Origin of the sequence: Thermacetogenium phaeum DSM 12270, from assembly GCF_000305935.1 — a bacterium.
GTDB classification, from domain to species: domain Bacteria; phylum Bacillota; class DSM-12270; order Thermacetogeniales; family Thermacetogeniaceae; genus Thermacetogenium; species Thermacetogenium phaeum.
The window spans coordinates 165547-184110 of the sequence record NC_018870.1 but is presented as its reverse complement, the minus strand read 5'-3'; the positions used below and the strand labels follow the sequence as shown (position 1 = coordinate 184110).

General features: G+C 51.3%; 18 protein-coding genes. 7 read left to right on the top strand and 11 right to left on the bottom strand.

Going from position 1 to position 18564, the window contains the following annotated elements:
• The first annotated feature begins 68 nt into the window (after positions 1-68).
• A complete protein-coding gene (locus tag TPH_RS00970) occupies positions 69-749 on the top strand; it encodes a response regulator transcription factor (protein ID WP_015049355.1) in 681 nt (226 codons plus the stop codon).
• Between the two features lie 151 nt (positions 750-900).
• Positions 901-2313: a sensor histidine kinase gene (locus tag TPH_RS16140; RefSeq protein WP_015049354.1), complete on the top strand. Its 1413-nt coding sequence runs from the start codon at positions 901-903 to the stop codon at positions 2311-2313.
• On the opposite strand, the gene TPH_RS00960 is transcribed toward TPH_RS16140, so the two are convergent.
• On the bottom strand, positions 2310-2603 hold the full coding sequence (locus TPH_RS00960; RefSeq protein ID WP_148275803.1) for a hypothetical protein: 294 nt from the start codon (positions 2601-2603) through the stop codon (positions 2310-2312). The two genes, TPH_RS16140 and TPH_RS00960, sit on opposite strands and share 4 nt — an antisense overlap.
• 108 nt (positions 2604-2711) lie before the next feature.
• On the opposite strand from TPH_RS00960, the gene TPH_RS00955 reads away from it, so the two are divergent.
• From TPH_RS00955 to TPH_RS00945, 3 genes are all read left to right on the top strand, one after another.
• Positions 2712-3074, top strand: coding sequence for a hypothetical protein (locus TPH_RS00955; RefSeq protein WP_015049352.1), 363 nt, complete (start codon positions 2712-2714; stop codon positions 3072-3074).
• A gap of 2 nt (positions 3075-3076) precedes the next feature.
• Positions 3077-3631, top strand: a complete 555-nt coding sequence (locus tag TPH_RS00950) for a hypothetical protein (protein WP_015049351.1) — start codon at positions 3077-3079, stop codon at positions 3629-3631.
• A gap of 320 nt (positions 3632-3951) precedes the next feature.
• Positions 3952-5025, top strand: coding sequence for a copper amine oxidase N-terminal domain-containing protein (locus tag TPH_RS00945; RefSeq protein WP_015049350.1), 1074 nt, complete (start codon positions 3952-3954; stop codon positions 5023-5025).
• A 289-nt stretch (positions 5026-5314) separates the two neighbouring features.
• Here TPH_RS00945 and TPH_RS00940 read toward each other — a convergent pair whose 3' ends face one another.
• From TPH_RS00940 to TPH_RS00930, 3 genes are all read right to left on the bottom strand, one after another.
• Entirely contained in the window at positions 5315-6112 is a 798-nt protein-coding gene (locus TPH_RS00940) for a methyltetrahydrofolate cobalamin methyltransferase (protein ID WP_236608806.1), read from the bottom strand.
• Between the two features lie 406 nt (positions 6113-6518).
• Positions 6519-7196 carry a cobalamin B12-binding domain-containing protein gene (locus TPH_RS00935; RefSeq protein WP_015049348.1) on the bottom strand — a complete coding sequence of 226 codons (678 nt, stop codon included), beginning with the start codon at positions 7194-7196 and terminating at the stop codon, positions 6519-6521.
• Between the two features lie 22 nt (positions 7197-7218).
• Positions 7219-7977: a GntR family transcriptional regulator gene (locus tag TPH_RS00930; RefSeq protein ID WP_015049347.1), complete on the bottom strand. Its 759-nt coding sequence runs from the start codon at positions 7975-7977 to the stop codon at positions 7219-7221.
• 319 nt (positions 7978-8296) lie between these two features.
• Between TPH_RS00930 and TPH_RS00925 the strand changes: the two genes are divergently transcribed.
• Positions 8297-8548 (top strand): hypothetical protein, encoded by a 252-nt coding sequence (locus TPH_RS00925; RefSeq protein WP_015049346.1) that lies wholly within the window; start codon positions 8297-8299, stop codon positions 8546-8548.
• Positions 8549-8627: 79 nt separating this feature from the next.
• Here TPH_RS00925 and TPH_RS00920 read toward each other — a convergent pair whose 3' ends face one another.
• The 7 genes from TPH_RS00920 to TPH_RS00890 form a co-directional block, all read right to left on the bottom strand.
• A complete protein-coding gene (locus TPH_RS00920; RefSeq protein WP_015049345.1) occupies positions 8628-9872 on the bottom strand; it encodes a molybdopterin molybdotransferase MoeA in 1245 nt (414 codons plus the stop codon).
• Positions 9873-9986: 114 nt separating this feature from the next.
• Complete coding sequence (gene mobB, locus TPH_RS00915; RefSeq protein WP_015049344.1) at positions 9987-10496, bottom strand: molybdopterin-guanine dinucleotide biosynthesis protein B; 510 nt, start codon at positions 10494-10496, stop codon at positions 9987-9989.
• Positions 10493-11125 carry a molybdenum cofactor guanylyltransferase gene (mobA, locus tag TPH_RS00910; RefSeq protein WP_015049343.1) on the bottom strand — a complete coding sequence of 211 codons (633 nt, stop codon included), beginning with the start codon at positions 11123-11125 and terminating at the stop codon, positions 10493-10495. The genes mobB and mobA overlap by 4 nt, the downstream gene beginning before the upstream one ends.
• Before the next feature lie 147 nt (positions 11126-11272).
• Complete coding sequence (gene fdhD, locus TPH_RS00905; protein ID WP_015049342.1) at positions 11273-12061, bottom strand: formate dehydrogenase accessory sulfurtransferase FdhD; 789 nt, start codon at positions 12059-12061, stop codon at positions 11273-11275.
• A 254-nt stretch (positions 12062-12315) separates the two neighbouring features.
• The gene (locus TPH_RS00900; RefSeq protein WP_015049341.1) at positions 12316-13974 is read right to left on the bottom strand and encodes a transposase; all 1659 of its coding nucleotides are present in this window, start codon (positions 13972-13974) and stop codon (positions 12316-12318) included.
• A gap of 575 nt (positions 13975-14549) precedes the next feature.
• On the bottom strand, positions 14550-14888 hold the full coding sequence (locus TPH_RS00895) for an oxidoreductase (RefSeq protein WP_015049340.1): 339 nt from the start codon (positions 14886-14888) through the stop codon (positions 14550-14552).
• Positions 14889-14912: 24 nt separating this feature from the next.
• Entirely contained in the window at positions 14913-16490 is a 1578-nt protein-coding gene (locus tag TPH_RS00890) for a molybdopterin-dependent oxidoreductase (protein WP_015049339.1), read from the bottom strand.
• A gap of 2 nt (positions 16491-16492) precedes the next feature.
• On the opposite strand from TPH_RS00890, the gene TPH_RS00885 reads away from it, so the two are divergent.
• A complete protein-coding gene (locus tag TPH_RS00885) occupies positions 16493-18448 on the top strand; it encodes a sigma 54-interacting transcriptional regulator (protein ID WP_015049338.1) in 1956 nt (651 codons plus the stop codon).
• Positions 18449-18564: the final 116 nt, after the last annotated feature.

The window sequence follows — 18564 nt, the reverse complement described above, 5'->3', positions numbered from 1 at the left end:
GAGGCGAACTGTTGAAAGCCAACCACAGCCCATCGGAGACCTGCTGGCGGAGAAAGGGGCGGGAACAGATGGAAAGAAAGGAAAAGATCCTCATCGTTGACGACGACCGGAATATCTGCGCCCTTTTGGAGCTCTACCTGCGCCGGGAGGGGTACAGCCTCTTCTTTGCCCACGACGGGAGCGCCGCCCTGGAGGCCTTTCGGAAGGGCAAACCTGATCTGGTCATCCTCGACCTCATGCTGCCGGTGATCAGCGGCTGGGAGGTCTGCCGCCTGATCAGGCAGGAGAGCGACGTGCCCATCATCATGCTCACCGCCAGGGACGCCAGTGAGGACAAGATCGCCGGCCTCGACCTGGGAGCGGACGACTACGTGGTCAAGCCCTTCGACCCCGGGGAGGTGGCCGCCCGGGTGCGGGCACGCCTGAGGAAAGTGAGCGGCGACGGCTCTGCGGGAAGCGTTTTCACCGCCGGGAACCTGCGCCTCAACAGCAGGAGCTATGAAGTGACCTGCGGCGGGAAGCAGGTGGTGCTGACGCCGAAGGAGTTCCAGCTGCTGGAGTTCATGATCCGCAATAAAAATATCGTCCTCTCCAGGGACAGGATCCTGGAAGAGGTCTGGGGGTACGACTACCCCGGGACGACCCGCACCGTGGACATGCACGTGAAAAAGCTGCGGGAAAAGCTGAAGCCCCCTGCCGGTTGGCGGATCCGGACGATCTACGGCATCGGCTACAAGTTCGAGGCTTAAAGCCCCTGTCGATTGCCGGCGGCGAATAATGGCAAAGCGGCTTCTGAGGAAAAGCCCGCCGCCAAGGCCGATTATGAAGGCACTTCCTTTTAACGCTGCTGCCGCCGGGTTCAACTCCGGCAATTCCTGAAACCGAACAGGAGTGTTGCAGTTGTCCAGGAGCATCTTTCAGAAGCTGCTCTTTACCTATCTCACCATCGTCGTCCTGATCGTCGGGGTGCTGGCGGTCATGCTTACCCGCTTCTTCAACGACTTCATCTTCCGGCAAGAGCAGCAGCAGCTCCTGGCCGCCGGGAGGGAGGCGGCAGCCGGGGTTCTCTCCTGCAGCGCCGGCCGGATCACCCGCGGCGAACTCAACCAGATGGTGGATGCCCTCGGCGCCGCCACCGGAGCGCGCCTTTTTATTTACCAGGGCGACAGCGCCCGGAAGCTTCTCAGCGCCGAAGGGGGAAGGGGGGTCAAGGAAGCCCCTCTTTTGGCCGACGCCAAGAGGATCCTGGCAGGGGAGACGGTAATCAGAAAGAAGCACTTCTCTCCCGGCCTCAACACCTACGTGGTGTTCGTGGGAATGCCGGTGAAGAGCGGAGGCGAGGTGTCCGGGATGGTGCTCCTCTTCTCCCCCATCGATCAGGTCAACAGGACGCTCTTCCGGGTTTACGGCATCATCTGGGGCGCCGCCCTCTTCGCCCTGCTGGCGGGGGGAGCGGTGATCTATCTGACCTCCCGCCGCCTCTCCAGACCGGTAGTGGAGATCACGGAGGCGGCCGCAGCTCTGGCGCAGGGGGACTTCGACAAGGAAATCCGGGCATCGGGGGATGACGAGATCGGGCAGCTTGCCGCCTCCTTCGACTTCATGAGAAAGAGGCTCCGGGATCTGGAGCGGTCGCGCCAGGAGTTTATCGCCACCATCTCCCACGAGCTGCGCACCCCCCTCACCTCCATCAGGGGCTTCATCCAGGCCATCCTGGACGGGATCATCCCCCCGGAGGAACAGAAGAAGTACCTGCGGCTGGCCGGGGCGGAGAGCGAGCGGCTCACCAGGCTCGTCAGCGACCTGCTGGAACTGGCCAGGCTCCGGGCGGGAAGCATCCGCCTGCGGCGCTCCCCGGTGGACCTCCTGGAGGTGGCCGGGGAGGCCGCGGCGGAGTTTCGGCTCCTGGCCGGAAGGAGGAAGATCGCGGTCGAACCCCATCCAGGCTCCGGTCGGGTAATGGTGTCGGGGGACCGCGACCGCCTCCGCCAGATACTCCTCAACCTGCTCAGCAACGCCGTGAAGTACACCGGCGAAGATGGGGAGATCCTGGTCATCATCAGCCGCCAGGGGGGCCAGGTGGTGCTCACCGTGCGGGACAACGGAACCGGCATCCCCCAGGAGGAACTTCAGCGCATTTTCGAAAAGTTCCAGCGCGGGTCGAGAGCCGGGGACGCTTCCGCAGGGGGCAGCGGCCTCGGCCTGGCCATCGTCAAAGAGCTGGCGGAGCTGCACGGGGGAAGAGTCTCTGCCTGGAGCGAACCGGGACGGGGGACGGAAATCTCCGTCGAGCTGCCCGGGATTGAGACTTAAGGCAGGAGATACCGGCCGCGGAGCTTTGGGGCTGCCGTCTTGCCGGCACCGGGCACGCCGAAGCGGGCAGGGACGCTTACCCCTTTCCCAAAATGGTCGCCCGGACGGAAGGCCTTGCGTTCGCAAGTCCCGCAGGTGCCGGGGCAGACAAACGGAGGCCTGCCGGCGGCGGTCAAGAGGTCCGTCCGGAGCGTCACCGGCCGGCCGGGCAGCTCCGGAGGCGGCGTTCCGGCTTCAAAAAAACGGCTGCTGCCGTGCCCGAGCTGCGCCGGTCCGGTAAGAATTGACATTCTCTTTACATTTTTCATATAAGCTGTTGACGATCCTCAATTACGATCCCCTCGGAAAGGGGGGATCGCATATGAGAGGTTAAGGCGCCTCCGACGAGGTGATGCCCTTTGAGCGAGAGAGTTTATTGGAATAAATTCCTGAAATTCCTGCCGGGAATTGCCCTCGCCTGCCTGCTGGTTTCGGGCGCTGCTTGCGGGCTGCGGGGGGATGATGCCGGCCCCGGCGGCAGCCCCCCGTCAGCGGTGCAGACGGACGAGAGCGCGGGGAGCCCGGGGGCAGCGGATAACCCCGGCGGGGCTGCGGAGAAGAAAGAGGAAAAGCAAGAGGAAATCGTCATCAAAAGCAACAACAGGGGATCGGGTGAGGAGGCCGACGAGATGCTGAAGGAGGTCGACCGGGAACTGGACGCCCTGATCAGGGCGCTGGACGCCCTGGATGCCGTGGACACCGGAGAACTGGAGGAGGGGTAAAAGTGCTCAGAAAGAAGTTCATCCCGCTTCTGCTCGCCGCCGCCGTTCTGGTAGGGGCAGGAACTGCCTATGCGGGGCACGGCTTTGCCGTCAGGGCCGGGGAGAAGAACCAAAAGCAGGTCCAGTCCCAGAACACCTCCAACGGCAAAAGCTGGTGGCAATCATTCTGCCAGACGACGCCGAAGAGGATCGGAAGCATTATCCACAATGAAGGGGAGACGAACCGCCTCAAGGCCCAGGTCAGGCAAAAGAGCCTAGACGTAAAAAGGGAAATCCAGCAGCTGCGCCTGCAGGGAACCCCCCTCACTCAAGAACAGATGGAGTGCATCAGGCAGGCAACCGCCCTGCTCCGGCAGAGCAGAACCTCCCTCAGTTCGGAAGAACTGTCCGTCGGGCAGGTGATGTCCCGGCTGCGGTCGCACAAAAAAATGCGGAACGCCGAGGGCTGCATTAGGGAAATGGACAGGATCATAAACATCCAGCAGCAGAGAAACGCCGTGCTGAAGGGGACCCTCCGGCAGCTGGAGGAGCTGGAAAAAACGCTGAAAAGCGCCTGAAGAAACGCCCGGGGGACACCTCGCTGGCGGCTTCAGCCTTCCCCCCGGAGCAGGCGCGATCAGCCCGGTCCCTTTCTTGACCGGAGCGCTCCGGGCAGCATACCTGCCGTTCCGGTAATACGCGGAGCAATAAAGGCCGGAAGACCTCTCATGAGCAGGCTCAGCGCTCCAAATGGCGGGCTTCTGACCCGTCCGGAAGCTTCCCTCCCCTGTCGGAGCAGAAGGCGCTTATGGAGTAGAAGAGTGCCCATAACGGAGCTGCCGGGTCACTCCCCTGGGGAAGGCCGGCAGCCGGAAGTAAAAGGAAGGAGGTTTATCTCTTGAAAAGAAAGGTCATTTCCGTAACGCTATCCCTGATTCTGGTGCTTTCCCTGTGCCTCACCGGGGCGGCCGCTGCCCCACCGGACGGAGGGAAGGCCTACGGGAACGTCAATAAGGAACTGGACGTCGACCTGCTGGAGGAAATGGACGAGGATGAACTGGAAGTCACCCTGAGAGACGCCGGTCCGGAAACCAGGCGCCCCCTGTCCGCTCTGGAAGAAGAGCACCCGGCGCCGGATATAGCCGGCAACCCCGATGAAGAGGGCGGGCCGGAGCCGGAGCAGAGGGGCCTGGAAAAGGCCGTCGCCCAGGCGATTTATCTGGATGAGGCCATAAAGGAAACCGTCGGGGGGAAGGTTTACGGGACGAACTTCGCCGCCCTGGTGCGGCAGATAGAAGGTACCGGAGAGAAAAACGCCGCCCGGCTTTCCGCCGTGGTGAGGAAGCTCTATCACTTCACCTGGAGGTACCAAGAGATCCTCGCCGAAAAAGAGAAGGCCGCAGAGGCCCTGGTGCTCCTCACCGACGAACTGGTGCGCCTGACCTACCGGTACGAGATGAACAACCGGGTGCGGCTGAACATCTACCAGGACGCCGCCCGGATCTACTCCCTCATGGGCTGCTACCGGAGGGCTGCCGGGGCGCTGGAACTGGCAGCCGAGACTGCTCCGGACAGCGAGGAGGTCTACAAGCACCTGAAGCACCTCTACAGGGAAAAGTGGGAGAAGAAGATCAGGGTCTACGTGCGCGGGAAGCGTCCCGACTTCGGCGGTGTCGAGCCGGTGATCAGAAATGGCCGGACGCTGGTACCCGTGCGGGGGCTCGCCGAGGCCCTGGGTGGTAACGTCGAGTGGAACGGGAAAAACAAACAGGTGACCATCGTCAACGGGGACGTCAACATCACCCTCACCATCGGCAGCCTCAACGCCACAGTCAACGGCAGAAACGTCAAACTGGACGTGCCCGCCGTCATCGAGAAGGGCCGCACACTGGTGCCCCTGCGCTTCGTCATGGAGAACATGGGAGCGAAGGTTGACTACGATCACGAGAGCGGGCTGATCGTGGTGCTGTGAGGCCGTGAGAACGCCGGGCGCAGCTCCCTTTCCCCGGCGCCCTGCCCTTGCCGGGTAAGATCGGAAAGCGGCAGCGGCGGCACGGGGGATCCATTTTTCCAGGCACCGTACCGGCCTACCGAACCGGATTTAAATACGGGGCAACCGATACCGGCTGCAGGCTTACCGCCGGTCCCCCCCGATTCCATAACCGCCGCAAACAGTTAACAGGGGCAGGCTTTTAACAAGCCTACCCCTGTTTCGTGCGCACGAGAGCGCCGCGCAGTCCGTTCAATCCCGGCCTTTTCTTTTAATCCTCCAGCGCTCCCGCCCGGTACGCCTGGAGATACTTCCGGGCAAAGCGGTCCTTATCCAGCAGCAGGTCGGCCGCCGTAACCGCCGTCATGATTTTCTTGTCGAGGGGATCCAGAATGGCGGCGTCCATGCCGCAGCTCATGCAGATCACCAGAAAGTACCTGTTGATGAGCCGCCTCAGCGGGAGGGAATGGGAGACGTTGCTGAGGCCGGAAACTGTTTTCAGGTGGAATTTTTCTTTGATCCCGGTCAGGCTCTGAAAAAAGATGGAAGCGTTGCTGCTGTTGACGGCAAGCGGCAGCACCAGCGGGTCGACGTAGAGGTCTTCCAGGTTGTAATTGTTTTTCACGAGCACCTCTACCAGCTGTTCCGTGATCCGCATCCTTTCGTCAACAGTTTTGGGTATGCCCTTTTCGTCGGAGGTTAAAGCTATCAGAGGGCATTTGTATTCCACTGCCAGCGGCAGAATGCCCTCCAGGCGGTCCCTCTCCATGGTGATGGAGTTGATCATCGGCCGGGTCTTGCACACCTCCAGCCCCCTTTTGACGGCAGCCGGATTCGTGCTGTCGATGCACAGCGGTGCGTCCACAACCTCCTGGATGCACTCCACAACCCACTGCATGTCCTCCACTTCATTCTCCATTGCGGTGTTTACGTCCAGGTAGTCGGCGCCAGCCTCCACCTGCTTCCGGGCGAGCTCCTGGATGTACTCCTTATCCTTGTTGCAAATGGCCTCCCGCACTTTAGGAATCGTGCTGTTGAGCTTCTCCCCGATGATTAACAAGAGTTTCAACCCCCTCACGGCCGTGTTACCGGCAGTTTTCCACGCAAAAAATTTCCGCCCGGCCCGAACACAAATCCTTCTATATACTTTTCAAGTCATACTTTACATGTTTACCATAACGACAGCATAAAAAGCGCTCAGAAGAGAGTAACAATTGAGGGCCGGGCAGCTCTGTTATTCCACCGCGCAATCCAAGGATACCGGTAATGATTCTTTTGCCTTTGTTCCTCTCCCAGTGCCGCCGGCGTCGACGGATTGTCCTATATGTAAAATTATATTATTATACTTATGTATATACAAATATTAAAATCAAGATAATTTCTCCAGAAACATCCATTTATCTCCCTCTTACTCCCTTACTCCTTCTTGTTCGTTAAGTAGCGGCCGGAACCGGATACCGGATAGCATACCGGCCTCAAGCCCTAAACGGCCAACTTTCCTTTTTCTCTTCGGGTATAAAGCCCCGAAAAATCTCCATCGCTTTCACAGCGTCGTTGGCGTAGTAGTCAACACCGGTGTACTCCTTCACCAGGGCATCTACGGGGTAGCCTCCCAGAACAACGGTGACCTTGTCCCTCAGCCCGCACTCCTCCAGAAGGTCGACCAGCTTCCTGACGTAGCCGATGCAGAAGGTCAGCAGAACGCAAACGCCCAGGATGGAGGCACCCGTTTCTTTCAAGGCGTGGATGAATTTTTCCGGCTTAACGTCCACGCCGAGATCGTAAACCTGAAAGCCTATCGACTTGAGAAGATAAATGACGATGTTCTTCCCCAGGTCATGAATATCCCCCTCGATTGTACCCATAACAACCTTGATGCCGTTTGTTTCCATGGTGTTTTGGGGGAAGTAGGGCTCGATCATCTCCATGACCTCTTTTAAGATGGCCTCCGACATAATCAAATCGGAGAGATAATAGGAGCCCTCACTGTACCTCTTGCCGACGACCTCCACCCCTCGCCTGCACTGTTCGACTATGGAGAAAGCGCTCTTACCGGCCTCGATCTCCCTTCGCACCAGATCGAGGACCCTTTCCTCTTCGAGGTTGGCCATGGCCATCACCAGCTCATCCTTGTCGATCGCCAAATTATGCACCCCCGGTCTACCCCCTTATATTTTACTCATCCCCACTCAACCAACCATCATAGATGGTCAGCTTGTACCGGTCTCCTCTGTAGAGCGTCTTCCCCCAGGCTATGGGCTTTTTGTTCTGATCATAGACGGTTTGCACCACCAAAATGACGGGGGTATTGCAGGCAACACCCAGGATCTCCGATTCCTCCTCGGTCGTTTGGGATGCCATCAAAACCTTTTTGGAACTGACTGGCGTGCTGTCGCTGTGAACGGCAGCCAGCCGGGAGAGAGATGAATCCTTTAATTCCGATTCCAGGATGGGCTTTTGCTTTGCGTAGATGGTGTACTTGGTTTCGTATGCCAGCGGCTCTTCATCCGCCGTGATCACAAAGCGGAAGAAGAGGCACCTGGTGTTGACATCTATCTGCAGCCTCTTGGCCGTCAACGGGTCCGCTTTGATTATCCTCGCCTCCAGGAGCTTGGTCCGGCACTCCAGCCCTTTCTGCCTGACCTCATCGTAAAAGTTGTCCAGGTTGAAGACGACGTTGTCCAGCTTCGGCCTGGCAACAAAGGTTCCCTTTCCCTTCTGGGTGTAGACCATGCCCAGATTGGCCAGCTCCGCGATAGCCCTGCGCACGGTCATGCGGCTGATTCCGAAACGCTCGGCTATCTCCATCTCCGTTGGGAGGGCATCTCCAGGCTTGAAGTCGCCGCTGCGGATCCGCTTCTCAAAGTATTTAAATAACTGATAGTAAATTGGGATTACCGAATGCTTATCAATTATCATGTCTTCTTGAACCATAAGCAGCACCCGTTGACTTAATCAACTCTGTCCCATTTTAAATCATGTTCATACAACTAGATTAACATACAGCGGCCGGTTGTCAATCCTTTTTACGGTCGGTTGTCACCGGGAAAGGCCGGTTTTTCTTTTCCTTTCACCGGAAAGCCGGTTCCGGCTGCCAGGCTGCCACCGTTTCCTGGAAATTGCTTCCGGGTTTACAAAGGGATTAAAAAGTAAGAAAATATCTTTCGGAGAAAGGTGAAAGAACCGACAATCACCGAGAATATAAACTTTAATGGATTAACCCTTTCAGGGCAAAGGATGGAGGTAGAGAAAGATGAACGATGTCGAACTAAACGGTCAAAAGGGGTTTCAGATACAGTGGTTCCGGGTGGACTGCGATTCCTGCGGTTGGAGTTGGTTTGAGAGCATGGAGTACAAGACAGCCCGCTTTTTCTATTGCCCAAAATGCTTAAGGAAAATCCAAAATCCGAATAACAAAAGAAAAAAAGAGCGGATCGCCAATGAAGAGGACATCGCCTCGCTCAAGAGATACTTTGACCGGATCAGCCTGGATCACCGCTCTTAAGCCTTACTCTTCCCTTTTGTTTATGGCTTACAGAGGTCGATGTAAGTGGGTCCCAACCGGGCCTTAAGAGCTCGTGCTTTCATTCGTCCTCCGATAGGGAATCATTGAGATTTCCAACCACAAACGCAGCAACCGACTGTCCTGCAGCCAGCGGTGGGCTGCCTGCAGGCACATCGACTAAGAGGTTACAGTCTATCGAGGACTTTAAGACATTGCCTTGCTTTCCTGCAAGCTCTATCAGGCCAAGCCCGTTCTGCCTCTTCCACCTGGCCATCAACAGCCGCCGCCGGGGGCTGGTGCTGGGGAAGCCGCCGGCCAGGATCCCGGTAACCACCGGCAGCAAGGGGTCTTCCAGACCGGACATCCTTTTTATTGCCGGAACAGCTACTAAATCAAACGTTACCATGGCAGCGGTCGGATTGCCCGCAAGCGAGAGGATTATCTTCTCGTCTTTATGGGAGGCGATGACCGATTTGCCGGGTTTTATGGCAACCCTCGAGAAAAGGATCTGGGCTCCGATTATTGATAAAGCCTCCTTAATGACGTCATAACGGCCGGCCGATGTTCCCCCGGTGGTGATTACCAGATCGGCCTTTTCCAGCGCCTTCTTCAAAGAACCGGCTATGGCTCCTTTTTCGTCCGGAACCCCCTCCAGGTATACCGGTTCCGCCCCCACCTCCCTGCACCGAGCTTCAAGGAGATAGCGATTGCTGACATAAATCTTGCCCAACTGCCGCTTTTCGGACGGATCGAGAAGCTCGCTTCCGGTATTGATGATCGCCACTCTCACCTGATCATAGACCGGCACCCTGGTAATGCCGAGAGAAGCCAGGACACCTATCAACAGCGCATTAACCCGCCTTCCGCGGCGGGCAATGACTTCACCTTCCAGCACATCATTGCCCGTTGGGATAACCCCGCTCCCCGCAGCCAGAGGCCGTCTTATTACGATCGAACCCAAAGCTTCCTCAACATCTTCAAAGGGCACCACCGCATCCGCCCCTTCAGGAAGGGGTGCCCCCGTCATAATCCTTATCGCACATCCGGGGACAACCTTTTTCACAGGCACACTTCCTGCAGAGACTTCCTCGATGACCTGCAAAACCACCGGGGAGGCAGAAGACGCCGATCTAGTGTCCCCGGCCCGGACCGCATAACCGTCAAATGCTGACTTATCAAAGGAAGGTTCGCTAAAAGGGGCTATGAGATCCCGGCTGATGACGCGCCCCAAAGCAGCGGGCAGGGAGACGACGGTTTCGCCCACAGGGTTGACCATGCTCAAAACCAGTTCCTGAGCTTCTTCCAGAGAAACATTAATCTTCAATTTAATCCTCCTCAAGACCCCCCTCCGAGGAACAATCCCGGCAACGAAAACGGCGCCGTGCGGGTAAAAGCGGCCGCAACCGGTTTGGATAAAGTGGAGATAGCAGGAATTTTCTTAGCTGTTAGCGTAAGCTTCGATGTACTTTTTTATTTCTCCTGCTACCCCGTCGATGTCGTCGAGATGATAACGGGGGACTTCGAGATCGTCCCACTCCACATCGCTGACGATGGCGATAAGCTCCTCGGGGGAGCAGAGCCGCTCTTTATGCACTTCCGACCTGAAGACCTCGATCTTCGGCTTGTCGCCACTCTTATAGCCTTCGGTTAGCACAATGTCTACATCGGGAAGCATCTCAATAATTTCATCAAGGCTCTTTTCCCGGGGAACCTTTTCGATCATGGCCATTTTTTCCGACGAAGAGATTACCACCACATCAGCCCCTGTCTGAGCCATCCTCCAGGTGTCCTTTCCCGGCTTATCCATATCGAATCGATGGGCGTCGTGCTTGATGGCAGCAACCCTAATTCCATCTTCCTTCAGCCTTTTGATAACCTTTTCCAGCAGCGTTGTTTTACCTGCACCAGACTTACCCACAATAGAGATTACCGGCTTACAGTTTTTCAATTTGATACCCCCTCATCGCAATGTTCTTCTTGCCCCTTCTGTCGGCTCTGTCGGCGCTCCAGCAGCAGCCTGTAATCTTCGGGTGTGTTCAGATTGTAGAACAGCTCTTCGGGATTACCAATGTTTTCGATTTCTCTACGCCCTATCGTTAACACCCTGACCTGGGGAAAAAATAAGATAATTTTTCTCACCCCCGCCTTTAAACAACTTTCAATCGGCTCCAGACATTCCTTCGAGTAAACTGCACAAAGTGGTTCCAAGTAATCGTTTATTTGAGGAACAACCACATCGTAGCCGGGGCTGAGTTCTAAAAGATATTTCGCCAGTTCGGCCCTAAAAAGCGGCATGTCACAGCTGATGACAAAGGCATATCGGTGCTTGATCTGCTTCAGTCCGGCATGGATCCCGGCCAGTGGCCCCATTCCGGGGTAAAGGTCCGGAACCTCAATAACCCCGGGAATGCTGTATTTAGAGGTGTTGTTGCTGGCTATAACTATTTCATCCACGACCTTCCGCAGCTCATTCACAGTCCGTTCTATCAGCGTTTGTTGGTTGTATACCATGAGAGACTTATCCCTTCCCATGCGCGAGCTGCTTCCACCGGCCAGGATTATTCCGCTCGCCTTCATTAATGCATTCCCCCCAGGCCGAATACCGGCCAACAGCCGGCTAAACCGGCATATTAATTAAATCAATGTTCCAATATCCGCACCAGATGACTGGCATTGAAGCCTACTGCCGAAGACCCTAAAATAGCGAGGCCAAAGAGTCAAACATTAAAGTTTTTCGTCTACTAAGTGCTGACCGCCATTGTATACCTTGATTTGTCCATACCCAAGCCCACCGACCAAAATCAGGTCATACCGCCTTGCCAGCTCTATAGCTTCATACGTGGCAACCGACCGGGCAACCAGCATGGGTATACCGCCCTTTATCACTTTTCTCGCTATCTCTGTCGGCACTCTCCCGCTGGTCACAATATAGGTTCCCGACAATGCTATTCGCTTTTTTTGCGCCATTCCGATTACCTTATCAATGGCGTTATGGCGACCGATATCATTAATGACAAATATAATCCCATCCTCATTACATAAAGCTGAACTGTGAACCGCTCTCGTCTTTTTATACATCTGAGCTTTCTCAATAAAACGTTCAAAATTTCTTAATATCTCTGAAATGGAAAAAGATATAGAGCAATCCGTTCTTTTTAGCCCCGGCTGCTGGAAGGCTGTTCTTCTATAGTTTGGATGTTGTCTTCTGTTATCCAGGTTGCTCTCTCCCGTTATCGGTAATTGCATGCCTTTTCTAATTGACACATCTACCTCATGCCCATCTTGAGAAAAAGCCACTTTTTCTACATCCTCTATCTTTTCCACAATTCCTTCGGTGAGCAAATAGCCTAATATCATTTCTTCTAAATACTCTGGGGTACAAGAAAAGGTCGCTCGTTTCTTGCCGTCTATTAAAAGTGTAAGGTAATGCTCGCACACTACAGTATCCTCAATCACAGTTTTAAATCCATCACTGATATACACTATTGAAACTTTTTTGGTCAAATCAAACAAAATGATCGACGCTCCTCCGAAATTTTCTCCATCAACAAACCCTTTCCCATTTTGATACTCGTTACCCTGGATTGTTGGGAATATTGGTTTTAAAAAAAGTAATATAGCGATTCTGGTGCAAAAACCCCAAAACAACTAACCCATACAAGTACACAAAAGCTCTTTGACAACAAAAAATGGTATTTTATAGGTGATATAGCGCATTACAGTGTGCCTAAAACTATTGTTCCACTCCGTTTTTCCTGGTTATTCCATTAGATAGGGACACCAACCCCTGGCAAAGATATTTTGGGTTTAACAGATATTTCCCTAGCCTCTTTGCGTTTAATGTGAAACCAGTTCTTCAGCTGTTGAAAGTTGTGAGCAATACATTTAAAGCCCATTACCAAAGCACTCTTTATTTGACCCCTTACGGTTAGCTTTTGGGCACCGTGACCGCGTTTTATGGCCGAGACAGTTCCTTCGATGGCTGCCCGTTTGCTGGTATTTTCCCGCCGGCATTGGCTATCGGCCATTTCTTGGCGGGTTTCTGCTGCTAAAAGAGCGCTTTGATTAAATTGCAACAAGGCTTTTTTCTTCTGGATCTTCACCGGGCACTGTTCGTGGAGGGGGCACTCCCGACAAATTTGGGGGTCAAACCAGGCTGTAATCTTGCGCTTGGCTTCGTCATAAAAGGTATGGGTAGGGGTCTGCTGTTGCGGGCAGGCTAAGACCTTTTGCCGGTTTTCGATTTTAAAAGCAGTCAGGGGTATTTTACCTGCCTCCGGTTGCCGCCCGGTTAGATTGGTATAGTGCATCTTTACATTCAGTTCTGCTTCGGCCTTACGGTGGAGGTCTTCGCCGTAATAGCCGCCATCGGTGTAGAGGTCCGTTACGCCAGTGCGCTCTTTTATTTTGGGTAGGCGCTCGGCAGCCATCTCGACATCGGCTTTAGTATTCTTTTCCAGCACATAGTCAGTAATGAACTGGACGTCATTTTCTTCGCTACAGGTCTCGGTGAGGTTGCAGACGTAACCCACCTGCTCTTTATTCCCTTTCTTGCGAAAGGTGGCGTCCTGGTCGTAGGCCGATTGTAAGGAGTCGGGGCGGATGTCTTTGTTTTCTTTGACAATCCTCTTCTTTTGTTCCGGGTCATAGGTGGTTTGTTCATCAATAAAGCGCTGGACGAGTTTTATCTCCGGCTTGGCTTGGATTTCCGGCAGGTTGGAGGTTAAAGCCAGAAGCTCTTCTTGCAATTCCACTATCTTTTCTAGCCTGGCCTGGACGTCCTGGCTGCGGGAGCGATAGAGGACCTCAGTTTTAAAGGCCGGCTCTAAAACCTTTTGGAGCTTTTCCGGCAACAGCTCCTGGGGGCATGCCGCTACTCCTTTTTTTAAAACGTCAAAGGCTAAGGACAACCTGCCGGCGCGTTTGATATTGGGCATGATAGCGGTGGAATCCATCCGCTGTTCATTCGTCTTGATTTTGGTTATGGCAAGAAAGTGCTCTAGGAGCCCCTGAAATTGCTGAAATATCAGGTCCTCTTCTTCGGGGTGCTGGATGGTATATTCGTAGAGCCGCCGGCGGAAGTCATAGAGGGTCCTTTCGCAGATATAGAGTTCGCCCAGGTTACGTTGGCCCAAGGCATAGGCTATCTGGTAATTAAAGTAATATTGCTCCAAAAGTTGCTCGTCGGTATAGTCGTAAAGGTGCTTGATAAATTCCAGGGAAAGGAGGATGTTCACCGGTTTATTGGGGCTGCCGTTATTCTCGCAATAAAGGTGCGCAAACTTCTTTTCGTCTATCCGGCAAAAAACGTGTTCATAGTAGATAGGCGCCCAACTCTTCTTTAACTGCGCTATTGTTCTGGGGTGCATTAAGGTAGTGGTATTGAATAGTTCTGTTTGCAAATGTGATTTATTCTCTCTGAACATGACCTGTCACCCTAAAATTAAATTTTGATTACTATTGCTTCTTGTTTTTTGCTATATCTCTATGATTCGTTGTTATGGAAAGATTTCCTCCTTCTAATGTCGATTTACAAGGTGTTTTTGGGGGGTTTTTGCAGCGAAATCATATAGCAAATATCATGCCATTCTGACGGTAAAATCCCCCAAGGGTACAGCACCACTAAACCCAGATAACGTCGGCGATAGTCTGCAGATACCGGCTCAGTCCACAGCAATGGTTTCAAAATGAGACTTGGATTAAACAGTTTTTTATTATTATTCCTTTCAGGCCTCATTCTCGGTAGATACGATCTGACCGTCGAACACCGGTAAACTAAGAGCACCTGAACCAACCGTATCAGGTGCTCTAGCAAATGTCACTCTCACTCTTTTTCTTTTGATTTTTTTTTGTCCTTTGAATCCAAACTGGCCTTACATTTTATACAGTTTTTTGCAGTGGCAGGATTAATGGCTCCACATTCAGGGCATTTTACTGACTTGTTAACCCTTGGAGGCCGAAAACACATATCTATCCCTCCTAAAACCCATTACACTATAAATTAAGGTATGAAAATCGATGCCTTTTTTCCTTTAGCCTCCAACTTTGCAGCAAGCTCTTCCACTGGGCCATATTCAATGGCACTAGCAAGACAGTGTAAAACACAAGAAGGTTGCTCTCCTTTAGCTACTCTATGCTGGCAGAGATTACAATATGAAGTAGGAACTGGTATATAACGAAACTCCCAGTGCTTGCCATCCATCAGCTTCCACGGGCCAAGTTCTAGCACTTTAATGCCCCATTGCCCTAAGGGCAGATCGTTCTCATTTTTACAAGCAACTTCACAACTGCGGCACCCGGTACAGTATTCATTATCGATCAGCAAACCATATTGTGCCATCTTCATTCCCTCCTATTCCCTGCGCTATTCAGCTCTGTAAATTTTACACGGCATACACTTATAATGCGTACCAAAACCAAGTTTGCCAATTTCCTTGTGTGGAATTAAACTATTAATGCTGGGTTCCCAAACATCAAAAAGTTTTTCTGGGTCTCTTTCCGGATACCACCATCCGTGATCCACGGATACAACATTTTCTTTAACAATCGGAGTCACGTGAGCAACAACTTTTGCTTTTCCCCAAGGATTTTCAATATATATCCAAGAACCTTCTGTAATGCCTTTTTCCGCAGCCGTTTTCGGATTGATTTCTGCCGTTGGCCATGGGTGGATTTCTCGCAATTTACTAATCTGACGATGTTCTGAATGGAAATAGGTAAACCGTCTGGCACCGGTAGTCATAATCAATGGATATTCCTTGGCAATATCTGGTCTTGAGACCGCACTGAACTTGGGCTCGATATAATAAGGTAGGGGATCTTCATTCAGTGACGCTAGTATGGTGCTATACAATTCAATCTTACCGGTAGGGGTATTGAAACCAGGTTTTCCATCCGCTCGTAACAGACCTTTTTCGTATTTACGGTATTCAAGCTCATATTGACCTATTACGCGCTCTTTAAGTTCGGGGAAGGTGACACCAATACCGGGTATTTGCACCATGTCATGTGTCAGATAGCTTTCTGGATCTTTCCATCTAGGATCATTGCTGTCTGGATATAAGCGATGATACAAATCAAGAACAATTTCCAAATCGCTCTTGGTTTCACCAAAGTCATCAATGATTTTGACGAGAGCACCAAACTGGCCTGGTTGAGAAGCCATACTATTCATAACGATTCCATCGTGCTCCAGGGAAGTAGAAACAGGCAAAACCAGATCTGCTAAAGCCATTATTGTTGGATTCATAAAAATATCAGACGCAACTATAAATTCCAATTTTCGCATCGCTTCATACCATCGCTTGGGTTGGACTACTATAGAAGAAGCAAGGAAATTTGTGCTCTGGATAAAAGCAAATTTAATGGGATACGGTTTACCGGTTTCTAAAGCTTCCAAGGTACAATCGGGATGTGTAGTGTTTACTATCATGGGAATTGCAGGGAATTCACGATAGCCGATACCTTCAAACTCTTCTTCGTCTTCATTAGAATCTACAGCAGCGCCGGCAAAAAACTGCGGCTGTCCCATAAACAATCCACCAGGGATGTCCAAATTGCCCGTGATAGCAAAAATACTGTAAAGCGCATGGGCAATCTGAATGCAATTGGGGTTTTGGTCAATGGCAACACCAGTGCAGGCACTGGAAGGTTTTTGAACAAGGCACTCAGCAGCAGCATAGATATCTTCAGCAGGCACGCCGGTAATCTCTTCCGCCCACTCGGGAGGATATTGGGCAACTCTCTCCGCCAGTTTGTCAAAGCCATAGCACCATTTTTCCACAAATTGCTTGTCGTATTTATCGGTTTTGATGACAGCATAAAGCAAGGCCAGGGCTAAGGCCCCATCCGTTCCCGGGCGAAGTTGCAGATGGTGTTCCGCTCTAGTCGCCAACCAGTTGGCACGAGGGTCAACAACTATCAGCTTCGTACCTCGTTTCATTAATGGCTAAAAGGCGCTTTTTTGAAGAAGATGAAGACCCTAGAAAAAACCCCGACATTTGCCCGGAAGTGGCCGAATCATGGATCCGGTCAAAGAATTATGGCGTAAATCCATTTGATATTAAGAGCCAAAAGGCACCGGACGAAAATGTAATTAAAAAAGCCTTTCATGACAATAAGCTTTTAATCCAAACGGCTGTTCCATTTATTAAAAAGTTCATGCCTTTTTTGACGATATCTGATTACATTTTGGGGCTAACTGATAGGTATGGTACAGTTTTGTACAACGCAGGCAATGAAAATGCTTTTAAATATATTAACCAACGTAAACGAAGTATAAAATTTCTGTCGGCCGGCGAGGAGTTTATTGGTACAAATGCAAATATATTGTCTATTATCCATAAGATACCTGTTCAACTGATCGGTCCTAATAATTACTTGGTGATTCACGAACATCATATTGCTTCAGCAGCGCCTATTTTGAATAGTAACGGTGAAGTTATTGGATCATTAAGTGTTATGCAGGACTACGGAGATCTTAACAACTCCCAAAAGATTTACGCGCATACGCTTGGATGGGTGACTTCTATGGCGGAAGCGATTACCAAGCAGTATGAAATTCAACGCAAGACTTTGCAATTAGAAACAGCTTATAAAACGCTGGAGAAATCCTTATCAGTTGCCGAGCAAGGCTTTGTAACTTTGGACGGCAACGGAATGATCACCCATATCAGTAAGAAAGCAATGGAGATGCTAGGTATTACTGATACCCATGCTATTAACCAGCATTACACCAAATATTTTGGTGTAGATGCAAGCATTAGGGACGCTTTATTGAACGGTTATAATGTTCACGATCTTGAATTGTCAGTAGGCTATGATTCTCATGACAAAAAGTACCTGATCAGCATTGATCACATTTGGGATGATAAGAAGGTAAGTCGACAAGGTGCAGTGATTTATATGACAAAAGTATCTCGAATGGACAAGATTATTGCGAAACGTGGCGGTACGAAGGCTTATTTTGCTTTTGATGATATTATTGGTGAAAGTGAAGAAATAAGGCGAGCCATAAGTTTCGCTAAACAAGTTGCTTTAACAAATACTAATATATTGCTTATAGGAGAGAGCGGTACTGGCAAAGAGCTTTTTGCTCAGGCGATACATAATAGTTATTGTCCTGATGGTCCTTTCGTGGCTGTTAATTGCGCCTCCATGCCTCGCAATTTAATTGAGAGTGAATTGTTTGGTTATGAAGGAGGGGCTTTTACCGGTGCTGATAGAAAAGGCCGTCCTGGGAAGTTTGAATTGGCTAACGGCGGGACGCTTTTTTTAGATGAAATCGGAGACATGCCTATTGAGCTTCAGCCGGTTTTGCTGCGTGTTTTAGAAGAACGACAAGTGATGCGTATCGGTGGAACAAAATACATTCCTGTCAACGTCAGGATTATTGCAGCAACTAATAAAGATTTACTTGAACTGATAAGAAAACGGCAATTCCGAGAAGATTTGTATTATCGTTTGGCAGTACTTAAAATCGAGATTCCTCCGTTAAGACAAAGAGGAAACGACGCGCTTATACTGGCAAAATATTTTGTAGAAACAACGTGCCAAAAGATTGGCAAAAAACCACCTGAAATTGGAGCAGATGCCCGCAAGGTGATCTCCACATATCATTGGCCGGGTAATATCAGGCAGTTGGAAAATGCAATAGTACATGCTGTCTATATGTGTAACGGTAAAACAATTACTGCCAATGATTTACCATTGGAGATAATTTGTGAAGAAAAAAGTCCGGAAAATAGAAGAGAGCTCCTCAGTATTGCAGAATTGGAGAAAGATGCAATCATTAAAGCCATGCGCCTTACCAAAAAAAACACGGCAAAAGCTGCAGAAATTCTTGGTATCGGACGAACCACTCTCTACAAAAAATTAAAGGACTATAAAATTGAACTGTGATTAACTTCTTCAATCGGTACATTCGTGTTCGGTTAAGCCCGAAATATACCATAAACCACCAAAGATAGTGTATTATTCCTGGTAAAATAACTGATGAAAATTGTTGTTTAAAAAAA